Genomic DNA, 26,165 nt, shown 5'->3' with positions numbered 1-26,165 from the left:
GACGCCCTCGGCGGAGCCATCACCAGATCACCGGAAGCAGCCCAAGGAGCACCGCCCATGTCCGAAGCCGATCACCCCGTGGCCGTCACCGCCATGCTCACCGCCCGCCCCGGCCGGGAAGCCCGCGCGGCGGAACTCATCGCGGGCATCGTGGCCGCCACCCGGCGTCATGCAGGCATGCTGCGCTACGAGGCGCAGCAGCAACTGGACGAGCCGCGCAATTTCACCTTCATCGAGCAGTGGACATCCAGGGACGCCCTGGACGCCCATCTTGCCACGCCCGACCTGCTGGCCTTCCGCGAGGCGGCGGCCGAAGTCTTCGAAGGCCCGGCCGACGTGCGGCTGTGGCGGCTGGTGAAGTAGGCGGCCCCACGCCCCCAACCCCAGGGAGGACGGCATGACGACCATTTCCGGACGGGTGGACATCGGACTCAACGCCTTCGTGGTGCCCATGGCCCAGACCATCGTGGGCAGCATGGCGGACGGCAGGCCCAACTTCATGGCGGCGGCGTGGCTGACGCGGGTGAACTCCAAGCCTCCGCTGCTCGGCGTGGCCATCAGCAAGCGGCATCACACCCATGCCGCCATCACCGCCACCGGGCAGTTCAGCGTGAACGTTCCCACCGTGGAGATGACGGCGGTGACCGACTACGTGGGCCTCGTCTCCGGGGCGTGGGTGGACAAGTCCGGCCTGTTCGAGGTGTTCCACGGCCACCTGGACGCGGCCCCGCTGATCCGCCAATGTCCGCTGGCCATCGAATGCCGGGTGTACACCGCCGTGGACCTGCCCGGCGACACCTTCTTCATCGGCGAGATCGCCGGGGCGTGGTGCGCGGACGACTGCCTGGACGCCGACGGCGCGCCCGACCCCAGGCTGCTGCGGCCCGTGCTGCTGACCATGCCTGATAACCGCTACTGGTCCATGGGCGACGTGGTGGGCCGGGCGTGGCACGACGGCAAGGCCCTGCGGGGCGGGGGCGGCGAGGCCGGGTAACGCCGCTCATCCGCATGTCCGGAACAGAGCGGGGCGTGGCTTGCGCCACGCCCCTTCCGTTCCGGGTCGTTTCTCCCCGCTTCCCGGTCAGCTCTCAAGGCAGCCGCGCGTCCGGCATCCGCTATGCCGGACGCGCGGGGTATTCGTCTAGGCTTCGGGAGCGGCCGCTTCGGCGGGCTTGTCGGCGCTCTTCTCGGCCTTCTTGGACTTTCTGGGCGTGCCCTTCAGGCTCACCACGAACTTGCTGGGCGCGGGCTTGCGATGGTTGTTCTCCATCGACAGGCAGTGCGTGGGGCACGCATCGACGCACACCGAGCAGTACACGCAGGCAAAGGGATCGCAATCCCAGACGCCTTCCTTGGGATCCACGGTGATGCACTGCGAAGGGCACTTGATCTGGCAGCTCTTGCAGAAGATGCAGTCGTGGATGTTGTTCACCAGTTTGCCGCGGAACCCCTCGAACGGCGCCCGCGTCTCGAACGGGTAGAGCCGGGTGGAGTATTTCCCCATGATGTTCCGCAGCACGTTGCTGAGCATGTACATGGTCTTGTCTCCTTGCTTACCGCTCGGTGCAGCTGATGCACGGGTCGATGGTCAGGGCCACGATGGGCACGTCGGCAAGCTGCGCGCCGGGCAGCATGGCCAGAAGCGGCGGGATGTTGGCGAAGGTGGGCGTGCGGATGCGTACCCGCTCCATGTTCTTCGAGCCGTTGCCCTTGAGGTAGTAGAACAGCTCGCCGCGCGGCTGTTCCACGCGGCAGACCACCTCGCCGGTGGGCTTGCCGGGGACCTTGACGGCAAGTTCGGTGTCGGGCAGGCGCGAAATGGCCTGACGCACGAGATCCATGGATTGCAGCGTTTCCATGAACCGGACCTTGGTACGGGCCCAGCAGTCGCCCTCGGGCGAGGTGACGGGCTCGAAGTCCAGTTCGTTGAAGGCCGCGTAGCCAAGCTGGCGGGCGTCCAGGGCCACGCCGCTGCCGCGCAGGGTGGGGCCGGCCGCGCCGAGCTGCAGGGCCTGCTCGCCCGTCAGCACGCCGATGCCCACGGTGCGCTTCTTCACGGTGTAGTCGTCGAGCATGGTCTTCATCAGCTGGCGCAGTTCCTTCTCCAGCTTGTCCAGCTCGTCGAGGATCCAGCGCTGCTGGGTCTTGTCGAGGTCGCGGCGCACGCCGCCCACCACGTTGACCGAGATGACCACGCGGTTGCCCGCCGTGGCTTCGTTGATGTCCATGACGCGTTCGCGGATCTTCCAGAACTGCATGAACAGGCTTTCGAAGCCGAAGCCGTCGGCGAACAGGCCGAGCCACAGCAGGTGGCTGTGGATACGGTGCAGTTCCGACCAGATCACCCGCAGGTATCTGGCGCGGTCGGGCACCTCGACGTTCATCATGGTCTCGAGGCCGTGGCAGTAGCACATGGCGTGGATGCACGAACAGATGCCGCACACCCGTTCCACGATGTAGACCATCTGGTTGTAGTCGCGGATGCTGGCGAGGGTTTCGAGGCCGCGATGCACGTAGCCCAGCGCGGGCACGGCTTCAACGACGGTCTCGTCCTCGACGACCAGTTTCAGGTGCAGGGGTTCCGGCAGGACCGGATGCTGCGGACCGAAAGGAATGATGGTGCGGGACATGAGACCTACCTCTTAATCCTTTTTCTGGATGGTGGAGATCTTGCAGAACGGCGCCGACATGGTCGAGGTGATCTCGTCGTCCAGGTACAGGGTGCGGTTGAAGTCCAGCACCAGGCCGTCGAACTGCAGGTTGAAGTGGTCGCGCGACTCGTTCTCGATCAGCAGCGCGGCGAAGTAGACGGGCGAGATGCTGGGCACCGGCTGGTCCTTGGGATGGGTCAGCCGGAAGTGGGTCATCTCGTTCTCTTTGTCGTAGTGGTAGAAGATATCCACATTGCCGTCGCAAAGGTCCACCACGGACATGGTGACCAGGCGGTAGCCCTGGTCGAGCATGCTCTTGGCCTGCGCGACCACGGCGTCTGCGGCGATGGGCGTTGCGTTCAGTATTTCGCTGTGCGTGGGCATTGCTGTCCTCGTTGCCCCGTGCCGGGGCTCGCCGGTCGTTCCGGCGCTTGAGGGTTCGCGCCCGTCCCGTCCGCGGGGTGCGGAAGGACGGCGCGGACGTCGGCGGGGCACCCCGCCGTGCGGCCTAGTCGATGACGGTCACCTTGGGCATCTCGCCAAGGCCGAGCTTGGCCTTCACCACGTCAAGCGCGGTGACGACGCCGTCGATGATGGCGTCGGGCTTGGCCGGGCAGCCGGGCACGTAGACGTCCACCGGGATGACCTGGTCGACGCCGCCCACCACGTTGTAGCACTCGCGGAACACCCCGCCCGAGGTGCCGCACGCCCCGATGGCGATGACGGCCTTGGGGTCGGGCATCTGGTCGTAGATGTTCTTCAGCACCTTCTTGTTGCGGTGGTTCACCGTGCCGGTGACCAGCAGCACGTCGGCATGCTTGGGGTTGCCCACGTTGATGATGCCGAAACGCTCCACGTCGAAGACGGGGGTAAGGCAGGCCAGCACCTCGATATCGCAGCCGTTGCACGACCCGCAGTCGAAATGCACGACCCACGGGGACTTCAGACGGCCCTTGTTGATCCAGTTCTCAAGCAGACCCATTATCGCCTCCTCCCCTTAGCTGACGTAGAGCCAGAGCAGGTTGAACACCGACAACACAAGACCCACGCCCAGCGCGTTCTTGAGCATCCACGGCCACGTCATGCGCGCGCAGATGTTGTCGATCAGGATTTCCGCCGCATAGGTCACCACCAGCAGGACGAGCATGCCGACGATGCTGGTGTGCCAGAACAGCGAGCACAGGCCGAGGATGAGCACCACGTCGAACCAGTGCCCGATTTCCAGCAGCGCCAGGTGCGGCCCCGAGTATTCGGTCAGCACGCCGCGCACCAGTTCCTGGTGGGCATGGTGGCTGGCCGAGATGTCGAAGGGCGACTTGCGCAGCTTGATGGTCAGCGCGTAGCCCAGCGCGATGAACAGGAAGGGCATGCTGAGCAGCAGCGGCGTGTCCATGGCGTAGACGTCGGCGATCTTGAAGCTGCCGGTGGCCATGGAGATGCCCACGAACACCACGATGATCAGCGGCTCGTAGGCCAGCATCTGCAGGAGTTCGCGCTGGGCGCCCACCTGGGCGTAGGGAGAGGGGACGGACAGCGCGCCCACCACCTGGAACACCGCGCCGATGGTCATGACGAAGAAGAGCAGCAAGAGGTCGCCCTGCATGAAGAACAGGAACACGGCCAGGGCAGAGGACACCACGTAGATGTAGGCCGACATGACCTGCCACGAGTTGACCACCATGGGCGCCTTGCCCAGCAGTTTCAGCACGTCGTAGAAGGGCTGGAGGATGGGCGGCCCGAAGCGGGACTGCAGGCGGGCGGTGACGCGGCGGTCAACCCCGGCCAGAAGGCCCCCGAGCACCGGGGCGAGGGCAAGCCCGATGAGAGCGGCGACGAACGTGAACATTACAGCACCCCCCCGAGCATGACCGCAAGCAGCACGATGGCGATCACGTTGATGGACTTGGACAGCTTGGATTCACCGAACAGGGCTTCCAGATAGTAGTTGCCCGCGGCGGTCTCCACGAACCCGTTCATGGGGCCGTTGAAGCCGATCTTGCCGTTCTCCACCCGCTGCGAGCCGCCCATGTAGGGCAGGCTGGCGGCTTCGGGACCCACCTTCTTCGCCGCGCGCAGGGCGTACACGAAGCCCACGCCCAGCAGCAGGAACAGCGGGTACACCGCGAACACGCCGACGTTGTTCTCGAACACGCCCATGGAGACGGTGTAGGCGGACGCCTTGGCGTACAGGGCCGTGGCCGGGGCCACCAGCGCGCTGTAGACGAAGGGCGAGAGCAGCGACAGGCCCACGGCCCCGGCGGCCAGCAGCAGCAGCGGCAGGCGCACCGTGAAGGGCTGGTGTTCGGCGGGCGGGTTTTCGCCCGGCATGGTGGAGCCCAGCATCACGCCGGCCCAGCGGGCCCAGAACAGCACCGTCAGGGCGCTGCCCAGCGCCAGCATGATCACCAGCGGGGGCATGGCGGCGGTGGCGGTGGCGGCGGATTCCAGCGCCATCCACTTGGCCAGCAGCATGCCGAAGGGCGGCAGCATCATGGTCACGATGCCGATGACGGTGATCACCGCGGTGCGGGGCATCACCTTGAACAGGCCGCGCATGGCCTCGATGTCGCGCGAGCCGATCTTCTGCTCGATGGCGCCCACGCACAGGAACAGCAGGCCCTTGGAGATGGCGTGGAAGATGATCAGCATCACGGCGGCGGCGATGGCGGCCGAGGTGTTGATGCCCGCGCAGGCGATGATCAGGCCCAGGTTGGCGATGGTGGAGTAGGCCAGCACCTTCTTGCCGTTGCTCTGGCCCACGGCCAGGGCGGAGGCGCTGATGAAGGTGAACGCGCCGAAGATGGCCACGGCGGCGGACAGCATGGTGCCCTGGTAGGCCGGGGCCATGCGGATGACCAGGTACACGCCCGCCTTGACCATGGTGGAGGAGTGCAGCAGGGCGGAGACGGGGGTGGGCGCCACCATGGCGCCGCACAGCCAGCTCTGGAAGGGCACCTGCGCGGCCTTGGTGAAGCCCGCGAAGCACAGGAAGGCCATGGGCAGCAGCAGCGCCGCGGTCTTCATGCCCGGGGCGGACGCCTGGGCCAGGATGTCCTGCACCGAAAGGGTGCCCGCGCTCTTCTGCAGGAACATGAGCGCGGCCACGAAGGCGACACCGCCCGCCATGTTCATCCACAGGGCGAGGGTGGCGTTTTTCTTGGCTTCGTCGGTGCCGTCATGCCCGATGAGCATGAACGAGCACAGGGTGGTCACTTCCCAGAAGAAGTACATCCACGACAGGTTGTTGGCCAGCACCAGGCCGTTCATGGCGCCCAGGAAGAGCAACATGAAAAAGAAGAACCGCGGCTGGCGGCTCTTGGCGAGGTGCAGGTGTTCCTCGTGTTCCTTCATGTAGCCGAGGCCGTAGAAACAGATCAGGCCCCCCACGATGGAGATGATCAGCACCATGGTCAGCGACAGGCTGTCGGCGTAGAAGCCGGTGACCTGCGCCCCGTGGTCCATCAGGAAGAAGTCCAGATAGACCATGCCGAGCACCTGCAGCGCCGTGAGCCCCATGATGAGCAGGTGGCCCATGCGCAGCGCGATGAGGAAGATGAACCCGAGCAGGGCGAAATCAAGAACGGTGATCAGGCCGTTGAGGCTGATGCCAAGAATGGCTTGGGGCGAGTAGGAGAACGAGCCGAGGCCCGCCAGTCCCACCGCCGCCGCGGCGGTTATCGCCACCGATACCGGGACGATGATGTTGCGCGCGGCGTCGCCCCTGACGAAATAGACCGCCAGGGCAGCTAAGAGTGGAAACACGACGCTTCCGAAGACAAGGGTGTCCAGCATACGCACCTCGTAACAAAGGACAAAGGAGAGCTGCGACACCTCCGGGTGGATGTCGCCGCTCACGGATTGCATGCCCCTACAGGCATGGGCCCTTGGATTCCCGCACGGATTCTATGTCCCGCCAACACGGAAACGTCAAGGGAATTGTAAGGTAGTACAGGTGGTTGGTCGCACAGTCCAATTGGCAGGTAGGAATTAGCGCAAGTCTCTTATGTTAGCATTGCTTTTATTTGCGCAAGCATGGCGAGTAATCGGAGGTGCGCGAACGTTCCGGATTGCGCGTTATGCCGCAGGGGGCGCGGTGCGGGTGCGGCCAGACGGGGGCGCACCGGCAGGCAAGGGAGGGAGGCCCGGACGCGCGGGCGCTGCTGTCCTGCGCACTGTGCGGCGGGGGGCCGCGCGTTTCGGGGGCCTGATCCGGCCGGACTCGACCGGACCCGACCGGGCCCGACGCGCCGCGCGGCGGCCCGCATCCGTTGCCGCTGGCGGCTCGGGGGGCGGAAACGGGCATCGCGCCGGGTCATGGGCGCGGCAAGGCGGCCTGCGGAGCATGTGACGAACCGGCACAAGCGGGCCGCCGGGTGGAACCGCCGCGAAGGTTCCGCAGATGGGCATTTATTACAATGTGTTGACGGCCTATTGACTTTCTTAAACACTCGTTTAAGTAGGCCGAACGCCCTCCGGAGAAGACCGGAGATACCCGGCCCCTCCCGCGGGCCCGCACACGGCCCGCCAGCCCGGGCCGCTCCCTTTTTGCCGTGGCCGCCCCGTGGCCGCGCCCTTCCGGATACTTCATGCACGACGCCCTGCCGGACCGCAGAACCCCCGCCGCCCCGGCGCCGGACCATCCGGCCCCGGACCATCCGGTGGAGAACGGCCAGGCCCCGGACAGCCGGGCGCGCATCCTGTCCGCCGCGGGCGAGACCTTCGCGGAACTGGGCTTCCACCGCGCCTCGCTGCGCGAGATATGCCGCCGCGCGGGCGTCAACGTGGCCCTGGTGAAATACCATTTCGGCGACAAGAAGGGCCTGTACCGCGCGGTGCTGCTGCAACCCTTCCCCGAGCCGCCGCTGCCCCCGTCCGAGATGTCGGGCGCATCGGGCGCAGCGGGCGGACCCGGCATGCCCGCGCCCGCGCCTGGCGAAGGTTCCGGCGCCGCGTCCGTTCCTGCCGACCCGGAAGTCCGGCTGCGCGCCTTCATCCATTCGCAACTGCACCGCACGCGCGGCTCGCGTCGGCCGGAATGGTACAACCGGCTGCTGATCCGCGAGATGACCGACCCCACCGGCGTCATCGGCGACATCGTGGGCAAGGTCATCGGCACGCGGGCGGGCTATCTGGCGGAAACGGTGCGCGAACTGCTGGGCGAGCAGGAGCGCAGCCGCGTCGTGGCGCTGTGCGCGCTGAGCGTGGTGGGGCAGAGCCTGCACCACCACTTCGCGCGGAACGTCATTCCGCTGCTGTACCCGGAAATTTCGTACGATGCCGCCAGCCTCGACGAGTTGGAGGAACACATCACCGCCTTTTCCCTGGCGGGCATCGCCGCCCTGCGCGAGCGACTGCGCTCCCCGCAGCCCGAATCACCCGACGGCGCGACGTCGAGCGCCGCATCCACCCCCCCCACTCCCAGCCGCCAACGGAACCCCGCATGAACACCGACGTCCAGTCCAAATCCCGATTCCGGACCAGCACCGTTGCCCCGTCTCCCGCTGCGTCAGTCCGGCGCGTGGCGGCCCTCCTCGCGCTGATCGTCCTGCTGCCGCTGCTGGCCGCGCTGGTGGGCTGTTCCGGCGGCGACGACGCCGCCAAGGCCAAGCCGCAGAAGCGTCCCGTGCCGGTCACCACGGCCCTGTCCGAAAAGCGCGACCTGCCCGTGGTGGTGCGCACCGTGGGCAACGTGGAGCCCTATGCCACGGTGTCCGTGAAGTCGCGCGTGGACGGCCAGATCGTGGGCGTGCACTTCAGGGAAGGGCAGGACGTGCGCAAGGGCGACCTGCTGTTCTCGGTGGACCGCCGGGCCCTGGAGGCCGCCCTGAACGAGGCCCAGGCCAGGCTGCAACGCGATCGCGTGCTGCTGGCCAAGGCCGACGAGGACGTGCGCCGCTTCGAAACCCTGGTGGCCGACGGCTACGTCAGCCGCGAGCAGTTCGAGCAGTACCGCTCCACGGCCGATTCGCTGCGGGCCACGGTGCGCGCCGACGAGGCCGCGGTGGAGACGGCCAGGGTGCAGCTTTCGTATTCCACCATCACCGCGCCCATGTCCGGCCGCGCCGGGCAGGTCAAGGTGGACCAGGGCAACATGGTGCGGGCCGGGGCGGACACGGTGCTGGTGGTCATCGACCAGATAGAGCCCATCTATGTGGGCTTCGCCCTGCCGGAAATGCACCTGGCCGCCGCCCGCGCGCGCATGGCCGCCGGGGGCGTGCCGGTGGAGGCGCGGGTGCCCGGCCCCGGCACGGGCACGGCCGTTGCCGCGCGGGGCGCGGTGACCTTCGTGGACAACGCGGTGAACACCGCCACCGGCACCATCCGCATGCGCGGCACCTTCGCCAACGAATCACGGGTGCTGTGGCCCGGCCAGTTCGTGGACGTGTACGTGGAACTGGGCATCCTGCCCGGCGTGGTGGTGGTGCCCTCGCAGGCGGTGCAGACCGGCAGCCAGGGGCTGTTCGCCTACGTAGTGGGCCGGGACGACACCGTGCAGCTGCGCAAGGTGCGCACCGGCCTTGCGTACGGCGGCCTGGTGGTGGTGGAGGAGGGCGTGGCCGAGGGCGAGCGGGTGGTGGTGGACGGCCACCTGCGCCTGACCCCCGGCGCAGTGGTGGAGGAAAAGGCCCCCGCCGGGGCGGTTCCCGCCGCCAAATCCGGCGACCCGGCCGCCCAGTCCGGCCAGTCCGGCCAGTCCTCCCCGTCCTCCCCGTCCTTCTCGTCTGGCCAGCCCGGCCAGTCCGGCCAGCCCGGTGAACCCGGCGGCAAGGGCGCGGCCCCGGCGGAGGCGCGCCAGTGAACATCGCGGCGTTCTTCATCCGCAGGCCGGTGACCACCTGCCTGGTCATGCTGGCCATGTTCCTGTTCGGGGTGGTGGGCTACCGCAACCTGCCGGTCAGCGACCTGCCCAACGTGGACTTTCCCACCATCCAGGTGACGGCCGAGCTTTCCGGGGCCGATCCGGAAACCATGGCCAGCGCCGTGGCCACCCCGCTGGAGCGCCAGTTCGCCACCATCGCGGGCATCGACTCCATGACCTCGTCGAGCACGCTGGGGCGCACCCGCATCACCATCCAGTTCGCCCTCGACCGCGACATCGACGCCGCCGCGCTAGACGTGCAGTCGGCCATCTCGCAGGCGCAGCGCCGCTTGCCCGACGACATGACCACGCCGCCCTACTTCCGCAAGGTCAACCCCGCCGACCAGCCCATCCTGTACATCGCGCTCACCTCGCCCACCCTGCCCCTGTCGCAGGTGAACGAATACGCGGACACCATGCTGGCCCAGCGCATCTCCATGGTGGCCGGGGTGGCCCAAGTGCAGGTGTACGGTTCGCAGAAGTACGCGGTGCGCGCCCAGGTGGACCCGCGCGCCCTGGCCACGCGCGGCCTCGGGCTGGACGAGGTGGCCACGGCCATCGCCGACTCCAACGTCAACCTGCCCACCGGCACCCTGCAGGGCGACCATACCTCGCGCAACATCCAGGCCAGCGGCCAGCTGTTCGACGCGGCCTCGTACCGGCCCATGGTGGTGGCCTGGCGCGACGGCGCGCCGGTGCGCCTGGGCGAGCTCGGCCGGGTCATCGACAGCGTGGAGCAGGACAAGCAGTTCACCTGGTTCAACGACACGCGCGGCATCGTGCTGGCCGTGCAGCGCCAGCCCGGCTCCAACACTGTGGCCGTGGTCAACGCGGTGAAGGACCTCCTGCCCTCGTTCGAGCGGCAGTTGCCCGCGTCCGTGCAACTGAACGTGATGTACGACCGTTCGCAGACCATCCGCGAATCGGTGGACGACGTGAAGTTCACCCTGGTGCTCACCGTGTTCCTGGTGGTGCTGGTGATCTTCCTGTTCCTGCGCAGCCTGTCGGCCACGGTCATCCCCAGTCTGGCCCTGCCCATGTCGGTGGTGGGCACCTTCGCGCTGATGTACGTGTTCGGGCACAGCCTGGACAACCTGTCGCTGATGGCCCTGACCCTGGCCGTGGGCTTCGTGGTGGACGACGCCATCGTCATGCTCGAGAACATCGTGCGCCACAAGGAAATGGGCAAGCCGGTCATGCAGGCGGCCCTGGACGGCTCGAAGGAGATAGGCTTCACCATCATCTCCATGACCATCTCGCTGGCGGCGGTGTTCATTCCCGTGCTGTTCATGGGCGGGGTGGTGGGGCGGCTGTTCCGTGAATTCTCGGTGGTCATCATGGTGGCCATCGGCCTTTCGGGGGTGGTCTCGCTGACGCTCACGCCCATGCTGTGCAGCCGCTTCCTGAAGCCGCACGGCGCGGAGCGCCACGGCCGCGTGTACAACGCGCTGGAGGCGTTCTTCGACGGGCTGCTGCATATCTACGAGCGCACCCTGCGCATCACCACGCGCCACCACTTCATGACCTTCCTGGTGTCGCTGGGCGTGCTGGGGCTGACGGCGTGGCTGTTCGTGGTCATGCCCAAGGGCTTCCTGCCCAGCGGCGACACGGGCCAGCTTTCGGGCTTCACCGAGGCGGACCAGTCCATCTCGTTCGACGCCATGGTGCGCAACCAGACCGCCCTGCACGCGGTGCTGGCGGCCGACCCGGCCGTGGCCTCGTTCACCTCCGTCGTGGGCGCGGGCGGGCCCAACCTGGGGGGCAACGCCGGGCGGCTGATCATCATGCTCAAGGACCGCCACCAGCGCAAGGAAACGCCGGAACAGGTCATCCAGCGGCTGCGCCCGAAACTGAACACCCTGCCCGGCATCCAGGCCTTCGTGTCCAACCCGCCGTCCATCAACATCGGCGGCCGCACCACCAAGAGCCTGTACCAGTACACCATCCAGGGGCCGGACACCGAGGAACTGTACCGGGTGGCCCCCCTGCTGGAAGAACGGATGCGCACCCTGCCCGGGTTGCAGGACGTGACCAGCGACCTGCAACTGAAGAACCCCGAGGTGCGCGTGACCATCCACCGCGACAAGGCGGCGGCCCTCGGCGTATCGGCCCAGCGCATCGAAGAGGCGTTGCAGTCGGGCTTCAGTTCGCGGCAGGTGTCCACCATCTACGCGCCCACCAACGACTACGCCGTGCTGCTGGAACTGCTGCCGGAATACCAGCGCGACGCCTCGGTGCTGCCGCTTTTGTACGTGCGGGCCAATTCCGGCATGCTGGTGCCGCTGGACACCCTGGCCAGCCTCAGCGAAGGGGTGGGGCCGCTGTCGGTGAACCATTCCGGCCAGCTGCCCTCGGTGACCGTGTCCTTCAACCTGCGGCCCGGCGTGGCCCTGGGCGAGGGGGTGGCGCAGGTCGAGCAGGTGGCCGCGCCCCTGCTGCCCGCCGACGTGGTGGGCTCGTTCCAGGGCACGGCGCAGGCCTTCCAGAACTCGTTGCAGGGCATGGCCGTGCTGCTGGTCCTGGCGGTGTTCGTCATCTACATCGTGCTGGGCATCCTGTACGAGAGCTTCATCCACCCGCTGACCATCCTTTCGGGCCTGCCCTCGGCGGGCATGGGCGCGCTGCTCACGCTGATGTTCTTCGGGTACGACCTGAACCTGTACGCCTTTGTGGGCATCATCATGCTCATCGGCATCGTGAAGAAGAACGCCATCATGATGATCGACTTCGCCATCGAGTCCGAGCGCGTGGAGGGCCGCGCCCCGGCGGACGCCATCTTCCACGGCTGCCTGGTGCGCTTCCGGCCCATCATGATGACCACCATGGCCGCGCTCATGGGCGCGCTGCCCATCGCCGTGGGCTTCGGCGCGGGCGCCGAGGAACGCAGGCCGCTGGGCCTGGCCGTGGTGGGCGGCCTGATGGTGTCGCAGTTGCTGACCCTGTACATCACCCCGGTGTACTACATGTACCTGGACAGGCTGAGCCGTTGGCTGCAACGCAAGATGGGGCGGGCGCTGGGCAACGAGCGGGCCGCGCCGCAACCGCAGGCGTAGCCTGGCTGCGGGCGCGGACACACGAATACGATCATGACGAAACACCCCGCCGATGCAGCGCATCAGCGGGGTGTTTCCGTCCGGCGGGGCGGAGTGTGCGGTTGGGGACGGTCTTGCCCCTAGCGCACCGCGATGCCGTTGCCGCCCCGCCGCTTCACCGCGTACACGGCGCCGTCGGCGCGGGCCACCATGGCCTGCACGGCCAGGGGCGCGCCCTCGCCCGCGCTGGCGGCGTTGCCCGCGTCGGTCACCGGGGCCAGCTGGCAGGCGGCGTCGGCTCGGCCTTCGCCCTGCTGGCGGTAGCGGGCGATGCCGATGCTCAGGGTGCAGCCGTGGTTCTGGCACTGGGCGAAGCGGTGGCGGATGCGTTCGGCCACGGCGCGCACGGAATTCTCGTCCGGGCAGGCGAACAGGATGCCGAACTCGTCGCCGCCGATGCGGCAGGGGGTGTCGGTGCCCGCGCGCACCGCCTCGGCGATGACGTCGCCCAGCAGGCGCAGCAGTTCGTCGCCCGCCGAATGCCCGTGGGTGTCGTTGACGGCCTTGAAGCGGTCGCAGTCCACCAGCATCAGGTGGAAGGGCGGGCGCAGCCGGGCCTCGGCGGCCAGTTCGGCCAGGCGCCGTTCGAAGTGGCGGCGGTTGAACAGGCCGGTCAGGGCGTCGCGCACGGCCAGTTCCTCCATGTGCCGGGCGCGGCTGTCCGTGGCCTCCAGCCGGGCCATCAGGTGCCGTTCGCGGCTGGCCACCAGGTGGGCCATCCACTCCAGGTTGCGCTTCAGGCGCAGCAGGTCGTGCTCGTCCTCCTGCTCGTTGGGCAGCGACAGGGGGCGCGGCTGGCGGCCTTCGCGCAGGGCCAGGCAGAAGGAGTTGATCGCGCGGATGTCGCGCATGAGCACGAAACGGCAGATCAGCCCGGCCACGGGGATGCACAGCACCAGCGCCCCGGCCAGGTACAGGGCCACGGCCAGGACCACGTCCTCGAACACGGACAGGGGCAGCGCCCGCGGCAGTCCGGGCAGCACGGCGCGGCCCTGCGATTCCAGGTGGTGCAGCAGCACCCCGGCGGGCGCCACCACCACCAGGAACAGCGCGATGGCCAGCCGGGTGCGCGGGCTCAGGGTGTCCACGCCGCGCCAGAAGGCGTCGATGAGGCGGCGCAGCCAGCGCGGGGTGGCCAGGTGCAGGCCGGCGATGCTTGCGGCGGAGGTCCGGCCGGTGGTGCGGGCGGCGTTGGCGGCGTCGGTATTGCACGAGGGGGTGTGGTTCATGCGGGCACCGGGATCAGCAGGCCGCGCGGAGCGGCGCGACCGTCTTCCCACGTGTCTTCCCATGTGGCGCTCCGTGGGGCGGTGATGTCGTTGCGGCGGACGGGGTCGGCCGTGCCCGACCCGCCTGGGCCGTTGGGCGTTGCCGCCGTGGTGGCGGATGTTTCGGGCGACAGGGCGTGGCCGGTGCCGGAGAACGCCGGGGCGTGGTGGCCGTGGCGGCAGCAGGCGGCCACCGCGCAGGCGACGGCGGCGCCCGTCAGTTCGGAACGGGGCGGATGGGGCGTGCTGAAGGCGCGGTACAATTCGTCGCGCACGGTCACGAAGGCCCGCACCACGGCGGGGTCGAACTGGCTGCCCGAGCAGCGCAGCAGTTCCGCCTCGGCCTGCTCGAAGCGCATGGCCGGGCGGTAGGGACGGTGCTGGAGCATGGCGGACAGGCTGTCCGCCAGGGCGATGATGCGCGCGCCAAGGGGGATGGCCTCGCCGCGCAGGCCGTGCGGGTAGCCCCGGCCGTCCCACCGTTCGTGGTGGTGCAGGATCATGGCGGCCACGCCCTCGTCGGCCAGGTCCGCCACCGGGCTGACGATGCGCGCGCCGATGACCGGGTGGGCGCGCATGTGTTCCCATTCCTCGGGGGTCAGGGTGCCCGCCTTCAGCAGCACGGCGTCGGGCACGCCGATCTTGCCGATGTCGTGCAGGTGCCCGGCCACGTGCACCCGGTCGGCGTCGGCCGGGGAAAACCCCATGGCCTGCGCCAGCAGATAGGCGGCCAGGGCCACTTCCTCGGAATGCGAGCGGGTGTGGGCATCCTTGGCGTCGATGGCGTTGCCGAGCGATTCCGCGAACTGGTGCAGCAGGGTGCTTAGCATGGCGCGTTCCCCGCGTCGCCGGAAGGAGGCACGCCCCGGCGGGAAGGGGGGGCGGATATCCTGTCCGCTTTTTTGAAGTTGAAAATCATTCTCATGAACAGAAGGAATATCCCTATCATCCCGCGAGGTCAATAGGGGCGGAGTGGGGGAAACCCGGATTGTCCGGAAAAAGCGGACGGGCGGATCATTGGAACAACGGGCCGCCGGGCCTGACGAAACCGGGCGGAGGCCCGTCTGGCGGTCGCGGCGGGGAGGTGCGTGCCGCAGGGGTGGACGCCGCGCGCGCCCGGCCCCTTGCGGCAGACTCCCTATGGCAGGTCCCTACGGCAGGTCCCTACGGCAGATCTATGACGGCCTCGATCTCGATGTTCGAGCCCAGCGGCAGCGCCGCCACCTGGATGGTGGAGCGGGCCGGGAAGGGCGCGGCGAAGAATTCCGCGTAGGCGGCGTTCATGGCCGCGAAGTCGGCCAGGTCGGTGAGGAATACGGTGACCTTGACCACCTGGTCCAGGTCCGCGCCCGCGGCCTGGGCCACGGCCTGCACGTTGCGCAGGCACTGGCGGGCGCGCGCGCCCATGTCGCCTTCCACGAAGACGCCGGTGGCCGGGTCCACGGGCAACTGGCCAGAGACGAACAGCAGCCCGCCGCAGGCGAGGCCGGGGGAATAGGGGCCGACCGGGGCGGGGGCCCCGGCGGGGATGATGGCGGTGCGTTGGGCCATTGGCGCGCTCCTGCGATGCGGGTGGGGCGGATGTCCCGGCGGCGGTCCGCCGGGGGCACGGGGACGATGGCGCAGCCTAGCCGCGCGGCCCCGTGCTTGTAAAGCCGGGGGAGGGGCGTCCGTGCGGCCCCCACGCGGGGCTTGCGCTCCGGCCCGGCTTCCCATAGGCGGAAGGGCAACGAGGACCGCATGAAATACCTGCTCGCCGTCACCCCCCACGAAGACGCCCTGCACGTGCTGCGCGCCAGCTTTTCCGGCGACGTCACGGTCATTCCCTGCCGCACCAGGCCAGAGGCGCTGGCCCAGGCCACCGGCCGGGCGATGGACATGGTGATGATCGACCTCGGCCTGTTGCTGGAAGGGCGCGAGCCCTCGCGCCGGGTGCTGCACGAGGCGGTGTGGGAGGTGAAGCGCCGGGTGCCTTCGGCCGAAATCATCGTGCTGGCGGAAGCCGACGCCGTGCGCCACGCTGTGGACGCGGTGCAGGCCGGGGCCGGGGGCTACCTGTCGTACCCCCTGCTGGAGGAGGAGGTGCGCCTTGTCGCCCAGAAGCTGCACGAATCGGCGCTGGTGCGCTCGGAGTTGGACTACCTGCGCGACCGCCACTGGGCGGGCGACGCGGTGGACCTGGCCCACACCAACAGCCCGCGCATGCGCGAGGTGTTCGACAAGGTGCGGCTGGTGGCGGGCACGCGCAGCACCGTGCTGCTCACGGGCGAGACGGGCACCGGCAAGAGCCTCATCGCCCGGCTGATCCACAACCACAGCAACCGGCGCTCGCGGCGGTTCATCAGCGTGCACTGCGGGGCCATCCCTGACACGCTCATCGAAAGCGAACTGTTCGGCCACGAGAAGGGCGCGTTCACCGGCGCGGTGCGCAAGAAGCCGGGCAAGTTCGAGATCGCCGAGGGCGGCACCATCTTTCTGGACGAGATAGGCACGGTCAGCCAGTCGGCCCAGATCAAGCTGCTGGGCGTGTTGCAGGACCGGGCCTACCAGCGGGTGGGGGGCGAGGCGGTGCTGCGGGCCGACGTGCGGGTCATCGCCGCCACCAACGAGGACCTGGCCGCGCTGTGCGCGCAGGGGCGCTTCCGGCGCGACCTGTACTACCGGCTCAACGTGTTTCCCGTGGACGTGCCGCCCCTGCGCGAGCGCAAGGAAGACCTGCTGCTGCTGGCCGAACTGTTCGTGCGCCGCTACAACGCCCAGATGGTCAAGGACATCCGGTCCATCCACCCGGAGGTCATTGACGCCTTCATGGGCTACGACTGGCCGGGCAACGTGCGCGAACTGGAAAATCTCATCGAGCGGGCGTGCATCCTTGAAAGCAGCAACGTGCTCACGCCGGACAGCTTTCCGGCGGAATTCTTCGGCCCCGGCGGGGGCGGGCGGCTGGCCACCGTGGACACCACCCTGCCCCTGGCCGAGGCGCGCCGCCGCTCGGTGGACGTGTTCGAGCGGGCCTACCTGGAGCGGGCTCTGGCCCAGTGCGGGGGCAGCGTGCAGCGCACCGCCGCGCTGGCCGGGGTGACCACCCGGCAACTGCACAAGCTGATGACCCGGCACGGGCTGCGCAAGGAGGACTACAAGCTGCGCGGCTAGGAGCTGTTTCTAAATTGTTCTTTCGCGCGCCGGGCACGGGATTTCTTCCGTGACCGGCGCGCGGCGTTATGGCGGGGGGGGACCGGGTGTGAAGAAAGGAGAATTCTGAGGTCTTGTTTATGGTTATCGGAATTTTTAGTTCTGTTTATTGTATATATTATTTATACACAGTATGATACAATCGAATTTTGTAAGCGGAGATGGCGGGTTGATGGATAATCCGGGGGGCATTGATCGGCCAACCCGCAAAAATAGGAATTTTAAATTCCTGTTTTTGCCGTGCCTATACAAAAAGTCTAGAAACAGCGCCAACTTGGCGATATGGCGCGGAAAGTGCTCTGCGCGCGGCATGGATTCCCGGCAGCACCCGCACAAGGACCGGAGCGGCGCGGCCATTGTGCCCGCCGCACCCGAACACCCTGTCCCCGGCCTGGGCGGCGGGCTTCCCGAGGGCCTTAGGGAGCCCGCCAGCGCCGTTGGCGCGGCAGGGGCCCGGCAGCCGGTCCGGGACGGCGAATCCCTGGTGTCCGTCATCGGCTACGTGCTGCCGGACGCCTGGGGAGAGAATTACGAGGTTTCGGGCGTGCTCATCGCCGACGACCGCGAGCGCGAGCTGGTGGTGGGCAACGTGGCGGACCATCCGGCGCTGCTGACCCTGTGCCGCCGCAAGGTGACGGCCACGGGCCGGTTGGCGGCGCGCGACGGAAGGCTGCTGTTCACGGTGCGCGATTTCGTGGTGATGGACGCGGCGGGTTGAGATTCCGGGGGACTGCGGCCGGGACGGGACGGAAGGGAAAGGGCCCGTGCAGGGCGGGCGTGGCGGATGTCTGCGGATGTCTAAGGAAGAGGGCCGGATCATGATGGCGCGGACGGAGGAAGGAATGCGCGGCGCGGCGGCGCGCGCGGGCGGCAGGCTGCCTGCGGTTGCGGCCATGGTGCTGTTGTCGCTGTTGGTGCTGCTGTCGAACTGGATGCTCGTGAGCCCGGCGGCCCACGCGGCGGGCATGACCATGGGGCCGGAAACCCCCGAGGTGGTGGTGACCGGCGTGGTGGTGGTCACCGACGATGGCCCGCTGCTGGAAACCATGGACGACCGCATCTTTCTGCTGCGGGGCGTCACCGATCTGGAACTGGACGGGCTGGAAGTGGTGGTGACGGGCATCGCCAACCAGATCGAGGATGGCTATTTCACCCTTGACGTCACCGGTTATTCGGTGGTGGACGAGGATAATGGGGAATCCGCGCCGCAGGCGTCGCACCTGTACGGCGTGGATACCGCGTACCTGGGACGCAGGATTTAGATTCGGTTCCGGCAGGCGGATTGCCCGCAGCGCCACGGCGCGTGAAATATTGAACATGTAATATCATGGAATAGCACGCAATTTTCCGCGCGGGAAATTTTTTGCACACCGGGCCTCACCAAACGCTTGCGTTTTCAGGAAAGGGGTAATATTCCGCAGTGTTGTGTGGGTCCGAAAGGCGGACCCTTTCCCGTTCGCGCGAGAGCCATTTGTGAACACCATGGAAGGCATCAGGACTATTCAGGGGTACATCGTGCCGCTCACCCTGAAGGGGCACGACGACATGGCCGCCAAGGTGGCCGTGGCCGCCGGGGATACCGAGTTCCACATCGTCCCGCGCGGTGCCGGGGCCGACCTTGCGGCGCACATCAACGCCCACGTGGAGATCGTGGGCACGGTGCGCGAAAAGGACGGGGAGTTGCTGCTGCAAGTGCGCAGCTACAAGCTCACCGACGGCTACGAGCACGAGTGGTACGACGACGACGTGGAATAGCCGTCGCCGTCGCATCGCCGCCATCGGAGAGTCGCCATCGAAGGTTCGCATGGTGCGCGCGGGCTCGGGCCGCGCGGCTCTTGGCGTTTGGCTGCCGCCGGGGCCGCATGGCGCGGCGCGGTTCGCGGGCCGCTCTCCGGTCCGGCGCGCATGTCGGTTTGCGTTCCCTCCTCTCCCTTTCCGCCCCTTCCTCAGGACATCCCGCCCCCCTTCCATCTCCCCTTGGCCCCATTCGGCCCCGTCCAATTCCGCCCAGTCCCGTCGGGTCCCGTCCGGTCCGCAGCCCTTGGCGCTGTCCCTGGGGCGTGGTAGATTGACCCGATGCGCGAAACCGTCCCCCCGTTCCGGGAACCCACCCTCAAGGGCGACTACCGGCGTCCCGACCCGGACGCCCATGCCGGGCCGCACGAGCCGGGGCTGACCTGCGCGCCCGCCGCGCCGGGCATGGACGCGGCCCACGGCGGGGCGGCGGAAGCCTGCGCGCGCGAACAGGTGTTCACCTTTTCCGGCGCGTGGGAGGTGGGCTCCATCGGCCGCATGACCGCCCGGCTGCTGCGCCGCTGCGCCGAGGTATGCCAGAGTTGCGGCGCGCAGGGCGATGCCCCCGTGGTGCATCTGGACCTTTCCGGGGTGACCCGCCTGGACACCGCCGGGGCGCAACTGCTGTGCCGGGCCGCTGCCAACATGGCGGCGGCGGGGGCGCAGGTGGCGTGGCGCGTGCCCGATCCCGGCCAGTCCGTGCTGCTGGACCGGGTGCGGGCCATCGACATTTCCGTGGTGCCGCGCGAGCGCCGCGTCTCGCCGGTGCTGGGCGCGCTGCACGCCATTGGCGGCTCCATCGTCGAGGAACTGGAGCAGGCCCGCTCCATCGTGGGGTTCCTGGGCATGTTCCTGGTCTCGCTGGCCGCGTCCGTGGCGCGTCCGTGGCGGCTGCGCTGGGTGTCCATCGTGCACCACATGGAGCAGACCGGCATCCAGGCCGTGCCCATCGTGGCCCTGCTCACCTTCCTCATCGGGCTGGTCACCGCGTACATGGGGTCGGAGCAGTTCACCCGCTTCGGCGCGCAGGTGTTCGTGGTGAACCTGATCGAGGTCTCCACCCTGCGCGAGCTTGGCGTGCTGCTGACCGCGCTCATCGTGGCGGGCCGCTCCGGCTCGTCGTTCACCGCCCAGATCGGGGCCATGGTGGCCAACGAAGAGGTGGACGCCATGCGTTCCATGGGGCTGGACCCCATGGAAGTGCTGGTGATCCCCCGCGTGGTGGCGCTGGTGCTGATGCTGCCGGTGCTGACCTTCATCGCCGACTTCATGGGCGTGCTGGGCGGGGGCATCGCCTCGTGGCTGTCGCTGGGCATCTCGCCCGGCGCGTTCGCCGTGCGCTTCCAGGAGATCACACGGCTGACCAACTTCGTCACCGGGCTGGTCAAGGCCCCGTTCTTCGCGCTGATCATCGGCATCGTGGGCTGCTTCCAGGGCTTCCGGGTGACCGGCAGCGCGGAGTCGGTGGGCCGGCTGACCACCCAGGCGGTGGTGGAGTCGATCTTCCTGGTCATCGTGGCCAACGCGGGCTTCGCCATCCTGTTCATGTCGCTGGGGGTGTAGGGTGGGGGGTGCGCCGATCATCTCGCTGCGGGGCATCGCCAACCGCTTCGGCCCGGTGACGGTGCACGAGAACCTCGACCTGGACGTGCAGCCCGGCGAAGTGCTGGGGCTCATCGGGGGATCCGGCTCGGGAAAGTCCGTGCTGCTGCGCACCATCCTTGGCCTGCGCCGCCCCCAGGCGGGCGACGTGCGCGTGCTGGGGGTGGACATCACCCGCGCCGACGAGAACGCGCGCCGCGCCGTGCGCCGCCAGTGGGGGGTGCTGTTCCAGGACGGGGCGCTGTTCTCGTCGCTGACGGTCATCGAGAACATCAAGGTGCCCCTGCGCGAGTTCACCAACCTGCCGCCCGACGCCATGGACGACGTGGCCGCCATGAAGCTGCGCATGATGGGCCTGGCGCCGGAGGCGGCGCTGAAATATCCTTCCGAGCTTTCCGGCGGCATGCGCAAGCGGGCCGGGCTCGCCCGCGCGCTGGTCATGGACCCGGCGGTGGTGTTCCTGGACGAGCCCACGGCCGGGCTGGACCCCATCGGCGCGGCGGCCTTCGACGCGCTGCTCGCCGACCTGCGCGCCGCGCTGGGGCTTACCGTGGTCATGATCACCCACGACCTGGATTCGCTGTACGCCGTGTGCGACCGGGTGGCCGTGCTGGCCGAGAAGCGTATCTACGCCGTGGGCACCATCGGCGAGTTGCTGCGGGTGGACCACCCGTGGCTGCGCGAATATTTCACCGGACCGCGCGGGCGCGTGGCCGCCGGGGTGTCCGGCCACGCCGGGCATGGCGGCCTACCCGCCGTGCGCCCATCCGACGGACGCGCGGCGGATGGCGGCGCGGACGGGACACGCTAGGGGCTGTTTCCAAGGGAGAACGCATGGAAATCAGAGCCAGTTACGTACTGGTCGGGGTGTTCACGCTCATGGCCGTGGTGGGGGCGCTGGCCTTCATCCTGTGGACGGCCGGGCGCGGCGGCGGCGTGAACCTGGTGCAGTACGACATCAACTTCACCGGGCACGTTTCCGGCCTCAGCGTGGCCAACGACGTGCTGTTCAACGGGGTGAAGGTGGGCACGGTGAAGGCCATCACCATCAGCCCCACCGACCCCGGCCGGGTCAAGGTGCGCATCGAGATCGCGGCCGACACCCCGGTGCGCGAAGATTCCATGGCCTCGCTGGAGGCGCGCGGCATCACCGGGGTGACCGTGGTGCAGATTTCCGGCGGCACGGCCACCAGCCCGCTGCTCAAGCCGCACGACGGCGAGGATGTGGCGGTGATTCCCGCCCAGCTTTCGCGGCTGGAAGCCCTGTTCGCCGGGCTGCCCGCCGTGGTTTCCGACGGCCGCGAACTGATCCAGCGCATCGCGGGCATGGCCGACGACGAGAACCGCCGGGCCCTGGCCCAGACCCTGCAATCGCTGGACATGCTCACGGCGCGCCTTGCCGCGCGGGCCGACGCCATGGACCGCATCATCGGCAACCTGGACGTGACCACCCGGCGCCTGGCCAACGCCTCCGCCGGGCTGGAGGACGCCACCGGCGACCTGCGCGACTACCTGCGCACCGACCTGCGCGACTCCACCCGCGCCGTGGGCGACATGGCCCGGCGCATGGACGGGCTGGTGGCCCGGGCCGAGCCGGGCGTGGCCAAGTTTTCCGGCGAAGGGCTGGAGGACATGCGCCGCCTGCTGGCCGAGGCGCGGCAACTGGTGGCCACGCTGGACCGGCTGGCCCACAAGGTGGAAAGCGACCCCCGCCGCTTCCTGTTCGGCAACCCCGTACCGGAGTATGATGCCCGATGATGCCCGCCACCCATACGCGCGCATTCGCCCCGTACGCATTCAATCGGCCCGCGCCTCTTTCCGCCCGCCGGGGACTGCTGCTTTCGCTGTCGCTGGCCTGCCTGCTGCTGGCCGCGCTGTCCGGCTGCGCCCGCGTGCTGGACCCCGGCCCCGCGCCCACCCACCTGCTGCTGGCCCCGGCCATGCCCGCGCCCGGCGCGGGCGGTGCGCTGCCCCTGCAACTGGCCGTGTCCCTGCCGGAAACCAGCCGCATGCTGGATACCGACCGCATCGCCCTTGTCCTGGGGGGCGTGACCGGGCGCGAGGTGCGCTACTATGCCGGGGCCAAGTGGACCAGCCCCGCGCCGCGCCTGGTGCAGCGGCTGCTGGTGGAAGCCTTCGAGCGGAACGGGCGTCTGGACGGCGCGGCCGAGGAATCGGCGGGCATCTACCCCGACTACCGGCTGATGAGCGACCTGCGCCGCTTCAACACCCGCATGACCGGCGGCGCGTCTGCGCCCACGGTGGAGGTGGAACTGGCCCTGCGCCTGGTGGACCTGAAGACCGGGCGTATCGTGGCCTTCACCGCCATCGGGCGCGACTGCTCCGCCGCCGGGTCCGGCCTGCCGCAGGTGGCCGAAGCCTTCGAGACCGCCATGGGCGACGTGCTGGCGCGGGCCACCGCGTGGAGCCTGGACGCCATGGCCGCCACCCGTTCCTGACGCGGCGTCCGGCCCCATCCCGTTTTCCGCGCAGTATTTTTTGCAGCGCGGGACTATCGCCTGCCCGGCCGGCATGGTATGCTGGCACACTCGGGCTTTGATGCGATGCTCTCGGGGGAGGGCTGCAACAGGGCGAGGTGCTCCATGGGCTGGAATCTTCGCAACCGCTTCCTCGTGCCAACGCTGGGGTTGGTGCTGGCGGGCATGGCCGTGTCTTCGTGGCTGTCCTATTCCGTGTCGGAAAACGCCCTGCACAGCGCCATCAAGGCCCAGTCGGAAATGATGGTGCGCGCCGCCGTGGGCGAACTTGGCAGGCGCATCCAGGACCAGCGCGGGGACATCGCCACGCAGACCTCGCGCAACGTGCTGCTGGACGTGCTGCGGACGCCGCCGGGCGGCGACCCTGCCGCCCCCGACCGGGCCGCGGCCGTCCGCCGCGCCAATGAGGCGTTGCGGCAGGTGGTGGCCACCTACGACGTGTACCAGGTGGTCAATGTGCTGGGGCCCGACGGCGTGGTGGCGGCCAGCAACCTGGACGAATCCGTGGGCAAGGAGAACCGCTCCGGCCGCGACTACTTCAAGCGGGGCATGCAGGGCGAGGCCACCGTGTCCGAGCCGCTCATGAGCATGACCACCAACACCCCCGTGATCGTGGTGGCCGCGCCCATGACGGTGGACGGCAAGGTGGCGGGCGTGCTGTACGGTTCGGTGGACCTTGCCAAGTACGCCAAGGAGTTCATCAATCCCATCAGGATCGGCAAGACCGGCTATGCCTTTCTGGTGGCGCGCACCGGCAAGATCATCGCCCACCCCGACGCCTCGCTGATCCTGAAGACCGACATCGGCGAACTGGAATGGGGCAAGCAGGTGCTGGCGCAACGCACCGGCAGCATCGCCTACCCCTGGCAGGGCATCACCAAGTTCGCCTATTTCATGGAAGAACCCTCCACCGGATGGATCATGTGCGTCACCGTGGACGAAAGCGACATCCGCGACCCGGTGGCGGCCATCCGCAACGTCAGCGTGGCCGCCACCACGGTCATTCTGGTGCTGGTGGGCACGGTGATCTTCTTCATCGTGCGCAACATCGCCAACGCGCTGGGCAAGGGCGTGGAATTCGCCAGCGCCGTGGCCGGGGGCGACCTTTCGCGGCGGCTGGACCTGGCCCGCTCGGACGAAATCGGCACGCTGGCCACCGCCTTGCGCACCATGGTGGACCGGCTGAAGGACATGATCGCCACCTCGGAGCAGAAGACCCGCGAGGCCGAGGAGCAGGGCGCGCAGGCCCGCCGGGCCATGGCCGAGGCCGAGGCCGCCCGCGCCGAGGCGGAACGCGCCAGGAGCGAGGGCATGCACCAGGCCGCCGCGCGGCTGGAAGTCATCGTGGACCGGGTGGGCTCCGCGTCGGAGCAGCTGGCCGCCCAGATCGAGCAGGCCAGCCGGGGGGCCGACGTGCAGCGCGAACGCACCGGAGAGACCGCCACGGCCATGGAGGAAATGAACTCCACGGTCATGGAGGTGGCCCGCAACGCCTCGTCCGCCGCCGACAACGCGGAAAAGGCCCGCCGCCAGGCGGAGGACGGCGAGGGCATCGTGCGCTCGGTGGTGGAGGCCATCGAGGACGTCAACGACAAGACCGCCCTGCTCCGGGGCAGCCTGCACGAACTGGGTGACCGGGCCGAGTCCATCGGGCAGATCCTGAACGTGATCAGCGACATCGCGGACCAGACCAACCTGCTGGCGCTCAACGCGGCCATCGAGGCCGCCCGCGCGGGCGACGCCGGACGGGGATTCGCCGTGGTGGCCGACGAGGTGCGCAAGCTGGCCGAAAAGACCATGAACGCCACCCGCGAGGTGGGCGACGCCGTGCGGGCCATCCAGGGCTCGTCGCGCGAGAACGTGCAGGGCATGGAAGAGGCGTCCATGTCCGTGGGCCGCAGCACCGAACTGGCCACCATGGCCGGGGATGCGCTGGGGGTGATCGTGACCGTGGTGCAGGAAACGGCCGACCGGGTGCGGGCCATCGCCACGGCGGCGGAGGAACAGTCCGCGGCCAGCGAGGAGATCAACCGGGGCACCGAAGAGGTCAACCGCATCGCGGCCGAGACGGCGGAAGTCATGGAGCAGTCGGCGCAGGCCGTGGCCGAGCTGGCCCGCATGGGGCAGGAGTTGCGGCAGTTGGTGGAACAGTTGAAGCAGGGGTAGGGGCTGTTTCCAAATAGTCCTTTCGCCCGTTGGCTACGTCAAACTTCGCCTGCCATGTCGGTCGAATACGAGAAGAGTATACTCCCTCATGGCAGGCTTGTTTTCCTTGCCAACGAACGAAAATCCTGATTTGGAAACAACCCCAAGCGGCACACCATCCATATATTATGATGCGCACGAGAACGGGCCGTCCGGCGATGCCGGGCGGCCCGTTGGCGTTGCGGGAGCGGAACGGGGAACCGGGGGAGGCTACGCCCCGCCGGTGTCGTCGCCGCTGCGGGCCTTGGGCACCAGCAGCAGGGTCAGGTAGTGGGGCGCGTCCGGGGCCTCGGCCAGCGAGGGGGCGATGAACTCGCCGGGCAGGCCCAGGCGCGAGACGAACACCGCCTGTTCCGCCGCGCCCTGTTCGGCCAGCACCCGGCGGATTTCCGGAAACTTGCGGTACGCCTTCAGGATCACGGCGTTGTCCGCTCCGGCCACGTCGGCGGCCAGCTTGTCCATGCCGTTCACGCCCGGCACCAGCAGCAGGGTTTCGTCCGCCTCGCACAGGATGGTGCGGGTGCGGGCGGCGGCCGCCTGGTACGAGGTGACGCCCGGCACCACCTGCACCGCGTCGCCGGGCAGGTCCGGGGCCACCCGGCGCAGGGTGCGCAGCAGGTAGCCGAAGGTGGAGTAGATCAGCGGGTCGCCCAGGGTCAGGAAGGCGGCGTCCTCGCCCTTGCGCAGGGTGTCGGCCACGGCGCGGGCGTTGGCCTCCCACGCGGCGGCCAGGGCGGCCCTGTCGCGGGTCATGGGAAAGCCCAGGGTCTCGATGCGCGCGTCGGCGGGCAGGTGGGGCCGGGCGATGTCCAGCGCCACCGAGTAGTCGTTGCGCGTGGACGAGGCGGCGAACACCACGCGCACCCGCGACAGCGCGTTGGCGGCGCGCAGGGTGAGCAGGTCCGGTTCGCCGGGGCCCACGCCGATGCCGTACAGGGTGCCGCAGGCGGCGGGCGCGTCGTTGGGGGCGGGGCGGGAAACGTCGTTGGGGGCGGGCATGGAAA

24 protein-coding genes are annotated in these 26,165 nt (G+C 68.7%); 14 read left to right on the top strand and 10 right to left on the bottom strand.

Annotation, left to right across the window (positions count from 1 at the left end; all coding sequences use genetic code 11):
• Positions 1 to 57 precede the first annotated feature (57 nt).
• Positions 58 to 363, top strand: coding sequence for a putative quinol monooxygenase (locus ACR4XJ_RS09985; RefSeq protein WP_333505133.1), 306 nt, complete (start codon positions 58 to 60; stop codon positions 361 to 363).
• 34 nt (positions 364 to 397) lie between these two features.
• Positions 398 to 994 carry a flavin reductase family protein gene (locus tag ACR4XJ_RS09980; RefSeq protein ID WP_434755073.1) on the top strand — a complete coding sequence of 199 codons (597 nt, stop codon included), beginning with the start codon at positions 398 to 400 and terminating at the stop codon, positions 992 to 994.
• A 147-nt stretch (positions 995 to 1,141) separates the two neighbouring features.
• On the opposite strand, the gene ACR4XJ_RS09975 is transcribed toward ACR4XJ_RS09980, so the two are convergent.
• The 6 genes from ACR4XJ_RS09975 to ACR4XJ_RS09950 all read right to left on the bottom strand — a co-directional run bounded on the left by ACR4XJ_RS09975 (position 1,142) and on the right by ACR4XJ_RS09950 (position 6,443).
• Entirely contained in the window at positions 1,142 to 1,537 is a 396-nt protein-coding gene (locus tag ACR4XJ_RS09975; protein ID WP_434755072.1) for a 4Fe-4S dicluster domain-containing protein, read from the bottom strand.
• Between the two features lie 16 nt (positions 1,538 to 1,553).
• Positions 1,554 to 2,630, bottom strand: coding sequence for a nickel-dependent hydrogenase large subunit (locus tag ACR4XJ_RS09970; RefSeq protein ID WP_434755071.1), 1,077 nt, complete (start codon positions 2,628 to 2,630; stop codon positions 1,554 to 1,556).
• Between the two features lie 12 nt (positions 2,631 to 2,642).
• The gene (locus ACR4XJ_RS09965) at positions 2,643 to 3,035 is read right to left on the bottom strand and encodes an NADH-quinone oxidoreductase subunit C (protein ID WP_434755070.1); all 393 of its coding nucleotides are present in this window, start codon (positions 3,033 to 3,035) and stop codon (positions 2,643 to 2,645) included.
• Positions 3,036 to 3,159: 124 nt separating this feature from the next.
• Positions 3,160 to 3,633, bottom strand: coding sequence for an NADH-quinone oxidoreductase subunit B family protein (locus tag ACR4XJ_RS09960; protein ID WP_007524163.1), 474 nt, complete (start codon positions 3,631 to 3,633; stop codon positions 3,160 to 3,162).
• A 15-nt stretch (positions 3,634 to 3,648) separates the two neighbouring features.
• A complete protein-coding gene (locus ACR4XJ_RS09955; RefSeq protein WP_434755069.1) occupies positions 3,649 to 4,497 on the bottom strand; it encodes a respiratory chain complex I subunit 1 family protein in 849 nt (282 codons plus the stop codon).
• A complete protein-coding gene (locus ACR4XJ_RS09950) occupies positions 4,497 to 6,443 on the bottom strand; it encodes an NADH-quinone oxidoreductase subunit 5 family protein (RefSeq protein WP_434755068.1) in 1,947 nt (648 codons plus the stop codon). The genes ACR4XJ_RS09955 and ACR4XJ_RS09950 overlap by 1 nt, the downstream gene beginning before the upstream one ends.
• Before the next feature lie 794 nt (positions 6,444 to 7,237).
• Here ACR4XJ_RS09950 and ACR4XJ_RS09945 point away from each other — a divergent pair.
• From ACR4XJ_RS09945 to ACR4XJ_RS09935, 3 genes are read left to right on the top strand one after another with little or no spacing between them, the layout of a single operon-like run.
• Positions 7,238 to 8,095, top strand: coding sequence for a CerR family C-terminal domain-containing protein (locus ACR4XJ_RS09945; protein WP_434755067.1), 858 nt, complete (start codon positions 7,238 to 7,240; stop codon positions 8,093 to 8,095).
• Positions 8,092 to 9,450 (top strand): efflux RND transporter periplasmic adaptor subunit, encoded by a 1,359-nt coding sequence (locus ACR4XJ_RS09940; RefSeq protein WP_434755066.1) that lies wholly within the window; start codon positions 8,092 to 8,094, stop codon positions 9,448 to 9,450. The genes ACR4XJ_RS09945 and ACR4XJ_RS09940 overlap by 4 nt, the downstream gene beginning before the upstream one ends.
• A complete protein-coding gene (locus tag ACR4XJ_RS09935) occupies positions 9,447 to 12,563 on the top strand; it encodes an efflux RND transporter permease subunit (RefSeq protein ID WP_434755065.1) in 3,117 nt (1,038 codons plus the stop codon). The genes ACR4XJ_RS09940 and ACR4XJ_RS09935 overlap by 4 nt, the downstream gene beginning before the upstream one ends.
• Positions 12,564 to 12,682: 119 nt before the next feature.
• On the opposite strand, the gene ACR4XJ_RS09930 is transcribed toward ACR4XJ_RS09935, so the two are convergent.
• The 3 genes from ACR4XJ_RS09930 to ACR4XJ_RS09920 all read right to left on the bottom strand — a co-directional run bounded on the left by ACR4XJ_RS09930 (position 12,683) and on the right by ACR4XJ_RS09920 (position 15,421).
• Positions 12,683 to 13,831 (bottom strand): diguanylate cyclase domain-containing protein, encoded by a 1,149-nt coding sequence (locus ACR4XJ_RS09930; protein WP_434755064.1) that lies wholly within the window; start codon positions 13,829 to 13,831, stop codon positions 12,683 to 12,685.
• Positions 13,828 to 14,700 (bottom strand): HD-GYP domain-containing protein, encoded by an 873-nt coding sequence (locus tag ACR4XJ_RS09925; protein WP_434755063.1) that lies wholly within the window; start codon positions 14,698 to 14,700, stop codon positions 13,828 to 13,830. The genes ACR4XJ_RS09930 and ACR4XJ_RS09925 overlap by 4 nt, the downstream gene beginning before the upstream one ends.
• Positions 14,701 to 15,034: 334 nt before the next feature.
• Positions 15,035 to 15,421, bottom strand: coding sequence for a Rid family detoxifying hydrolase (locus tag ACR4XJ_RS09920; RefSeq protein WP_434755062.1), 387 nt, complete (start codon positions 15,419 to 15,421; stop codon positions 15,035 to 15,037).
• Between the two features lie 189 nt (positions 15,422 to 15,610).
• Between ACR4XJ_RS09920 and ACR4XJ_RS09915 the strand changes: the two genes are divergently transcribed.
• The 9 genes from ACR4XJ_RS09915 to ACR4XJ_RS09875 all read left to right on the top strand — a co-directional run bounded on the left by ACR4XJ_RS09915 (position 15,611) and on the right by ACR4XJ_RS09875 (position 25,122).
• The gene (locus ACR4XJ_RS09915) at positions 15,611 to 17,023 is read left to right on the top strand and encodes a sigma 54-interacting transcriptional regulator (RefSeq protein WP_434755061.1); all 1,413 of its coding nucleotides are present in this window, start codon (positions 15,611 to 15,613) and stop codon (positions 17,021 to 17,023) included.
• Between the two features lie 349 nt (positions 17,024 to 17,372).
• Positions 17,373 to 17,780 (top strand): hypothetical protein, encoded by a 408-nt coding sequence (locus tag ACR4XJ_RS09910; RefSeq protein WP_434755060.1) that lies wholly within the window; start codon positions 17,373 to 17,375, stop codon positions 17,778 to 17,780.
• Positions 17,781 to 17,880: 100 nt separating this feature from the next.
• Complete coding sequence (locus tag ACR4XJ_RS09905) at positions 17,881 to 18,324, top strand: hypothetical protein (RefSeq protein WP_333505156.1); 444 nt, start codon at positions 17,881 to 17,883, stop codon at positions 18,322 to 18,324.
• Between the two features lie 220 nt (positions 18,325 to 18,544).
• Positions 18,545 to 18,817 (top strand): hypothetical protein, encoded by a 273-nt coding sequence (locus ACR4XJ_RS09900; protein WP_333505246.1) that lies wholly within the window; start codon positions 18,545 to 18,547, stop codon positions 18,815 to 18,817.
• A gap of 321 nt (positions 18,818 to 19,138) precedes the next feature.
• Positions 19,139 to 20,419, top strand: a complete 1,281-nt coding sequence (locus ACR4XJ_RS09895) for an MlaE family lipid ABC transporter permease subunit (RefSeq protein ID WP_434755059.1) — start codon at positions 19,139 to 19,141, stop codon at positions 20,417 to 20,419.
• Between the two features lies 1 nt (position 20,420).
• Positions 20,421 to 21,269, top strand: coding sequence for an ABC transporter ATP-binding protein (locus ACR4XJ_RS09890; RefSeq protein WP_434755058.1), 849 nt, complete (start codon positions 20,421 to 20,423; stop codon positions 21,267 to 21,269).
• Positions 21,270 to 21,292: 23 nt separating this feature from the next.
• Positions 21,293 to 22,216, top strand: coding sequence for an MlaD family protein (locus ACR4XJ_RS09885; protein WP_434755057.1), 924 nt, complete (start codon positions 21,293 to 21,295; stop codon positions 22,214 to 22,216).
• Complete coding sequence (locus tag ACR4XJ_RS09880) at positions 22,216 to 22,917, top strand: ABC-type transport auxiliary lipoprotein family protein (protein ID WP_434755056.1); 702 nt, start codon at positions 22,216 to 22,218, stop codon at positions 22,915 to 22,917. The genes ACR4XJ_RS09885 and ACR4XJ_RS09880 overlap by 1 nt, the downstream gene beginning before the upstream one ends.
• A 144-nt stretch (positions 22,918 to 23,061) precedes the next feature.
• Complete coding sequence (locus ACR4XJ_RS09875; RefSeq protein WP_434755055.1) at positions 23,062 to 25,122, top strand: methyl-accepting chemotaxis protein; 2,061 nt, start codon at positions 23,062 to 23,064, stop codon at positions 25,120 to 25,122.
• Between the two features lie 249 nt (positions 25,123 to 25,371).
• On the opposite strand, the gene cobI is transcribed toward ACR4XJ_RS09875, so the two are convergent.
• The gene (gene cobI / locus ACR4XJ_RS09870) at positions 25,372 to 26,160 is read right to left on the bottom strand and encodes a precorrin-2 C(20)-methyltransferase (protein WP_434755054.1); all 789 of its coding nucleotides are present in this window, start codon (positions 26,158 to 26,160) and stop codon (positions 25,372 to 25,374) included.
• Positions 26,161 to 26,165: the final 5 nt, after the last annotated feature.

Origin of the sequence: Nitratidesulfovibrio sp. D1 (assembly GCF_051133415.1) — a bacterium.
Taxonomy (GTDB): Bacteria; Desulfobacterota; Desulfovibrionia; order Desulfovibrionales; family Desulfovibrionaceae; genus Cupidesulfovibrio.
This window is presented reverse-complemented; position numbering and strand designations above follow the sequence as displayed.

Excerpts from the sequence above, each read along its gene's own strand:
- ACR4XJ_RS09985 (WP_333505133.1), top strand. The coding sequence starts at position 58 with ATGTCCGAAGCCGATCACCCCGTGGCCGTCACCGCCATGCTCACCGCC.
- ACR4XJ_RS09980 (WP_434755073.1), top strand. The coding sequence starts at position 398 with ATGACGACCATTTCCGGACGGGTGGACATCGGACTCAACGCCTTCGTG.
- ACR4XJ_RS09975 (WP_434755072.1), bottom strand. The coding sequence starts at position 1,537 with ATGTACATGCTCAGCAACGTGCTGCGGAACATCATGGGGAAATACTCC.
- ACR4XJ_RS09970 (WP_434755071.1), bottom strand. The coding sequence starts at position 2,630 with ATGTCCCGCACCATCATTCCTTTCGGTCCGCAGCATCCGGTCCTGCCG.
- ACR4XJ_RS09965 (WP_434755070.1), bottom strand. The coding sequence starts at position 3,035 with ATGCCCACGCACAGCGAAATACTGAACGCAACGCCCATCGCCGCAGAC.
- ACR4XJ_RS09960 (WP_007524163.1), bottom strand. The coding sequence starts at position 3,633 with ATGGGTCTGCTTGAGAACTGGATCAACAAGGGCCGTCTGAAGTCCCCG.
- ACR4XJ_RS09955 (WP_434755069.1), bottom strand. The coding sequence starts at position 4,497 with ATGTTCACGTTCGTCGCCGCTCTCATCGGGCTTGCCCTCGCCCCGGTG.
- ACR4XJ_RS09950 (WP_434755068.1), bottom strand. The coding sequence starts at position 6,443 with ATGCTGGACACCCTTGTCTTCGGAAGCGTCGTGTTTCCACTCTTAGCT.
- ACR4XJ_RS09945 (WP_434755067.1), top strand. The coding sequence starts at position 7,238 with ATGCACGACGCCCTGCCGGACCGCAGAACCCCCGCCGCCCCGGCGCCG.
- ACR4XJ_RS09940 (WP_434755066.1), top strand. The coding sequence starts at position 8,092 with ATGAACACCGACGTCCAGTCCAAATCCCGATTCCGGACCAGCACCGTT.
- ACR4XJ_RS09930 (WP_434755064.1), bottom strand. The coding sequence starts at position 13,831 with ATGAACCACACCCCCTCGTGCAATACCGACGCCGCCAACGCCGCCCGC.
- ACR4XJ_RS09925 (WP_434755063.1), bottom strand. The coding sequence starts at position 14,700 with ATGCTAAGCACCCTGCTGCACCAGTTCGCGGAATCGCTCGGCAACGCC.
- ACR4XJ_RS09920 (WP_434755062.1), bottom strand. The coding sequence starts at position 15,421 with ATGGCCCAACGCACCGCCATCATCCCCGCCGGGGCCCCCGCCCCGGTC.
- ACR4XJ_RS09915 (WP_434755061.1), top strand. The coding sequence starts at position 15,611 with ATGAAATACCTGCTCGCCGTCACCCCCCACGAAGACGCCCTGCACGTG.
- ACR4XJ_RS09910 (WP_434755060.1), top strand. The coding sequence starts at position 17,373 with ATGGATTCCCGGCAGCACCCGCACAAGGACCGGAGCGGCGCGGCCATT.
- ACR4XJ_RS09905 (WP_333505156.1), top strand. The coding sequence starts at position 17,881 with ATGATGGCGCGGACGGAGGAAGGAATGCGCGGCGCGGCGGCGCGCGCG.
- ACR4XJ_RS09900 (WP_333505246.1), top strand. The coding sequence starts at position 18,545 with ATGGAAGGCATCAGGACTATTCAGGGGTACATCGTGCCGCTCACCCTG.
- ACR4XJ_RS09895 (WP_434755059.1), top strand. The coding sequence starts at position 19,139 with ATGCGCGAAACCGTCCCCCCGTTCCGGGAACCCACCCTCAAGGGCGAC.
- ACR4XJ_RS09885 (WP_434755057.1), top strand. The coding sequence starts at position 21,293 with ATGGAAATCAGAGCCAGTTACGTACTGGTCGGGGTGTTCACGCTCATG.
- ACR4XJ_RS09880 (WP_434755056.1), top strand. The coding sequence starts at position 22,216 with ATGCCCGCCACCCATACGCGCGCATTCGCCCCGTACGCATTCAATCGG.
- ACR4XJ_RS09875 (WP_434755055.1), top strand. The coding sequence starts at position 23,062 with ATGGGCTGGAATCTTCGCAACCGCTTCCTCGTGCCAACGCTGGGGTTG.
- cobI (WP_434755054.1), bottom strand. The coding sequence starts at position 26,160 with ATGCCCGCCCCCAACGACGTTTCCCGCCCCGCCCCCAACGACGCGCCC.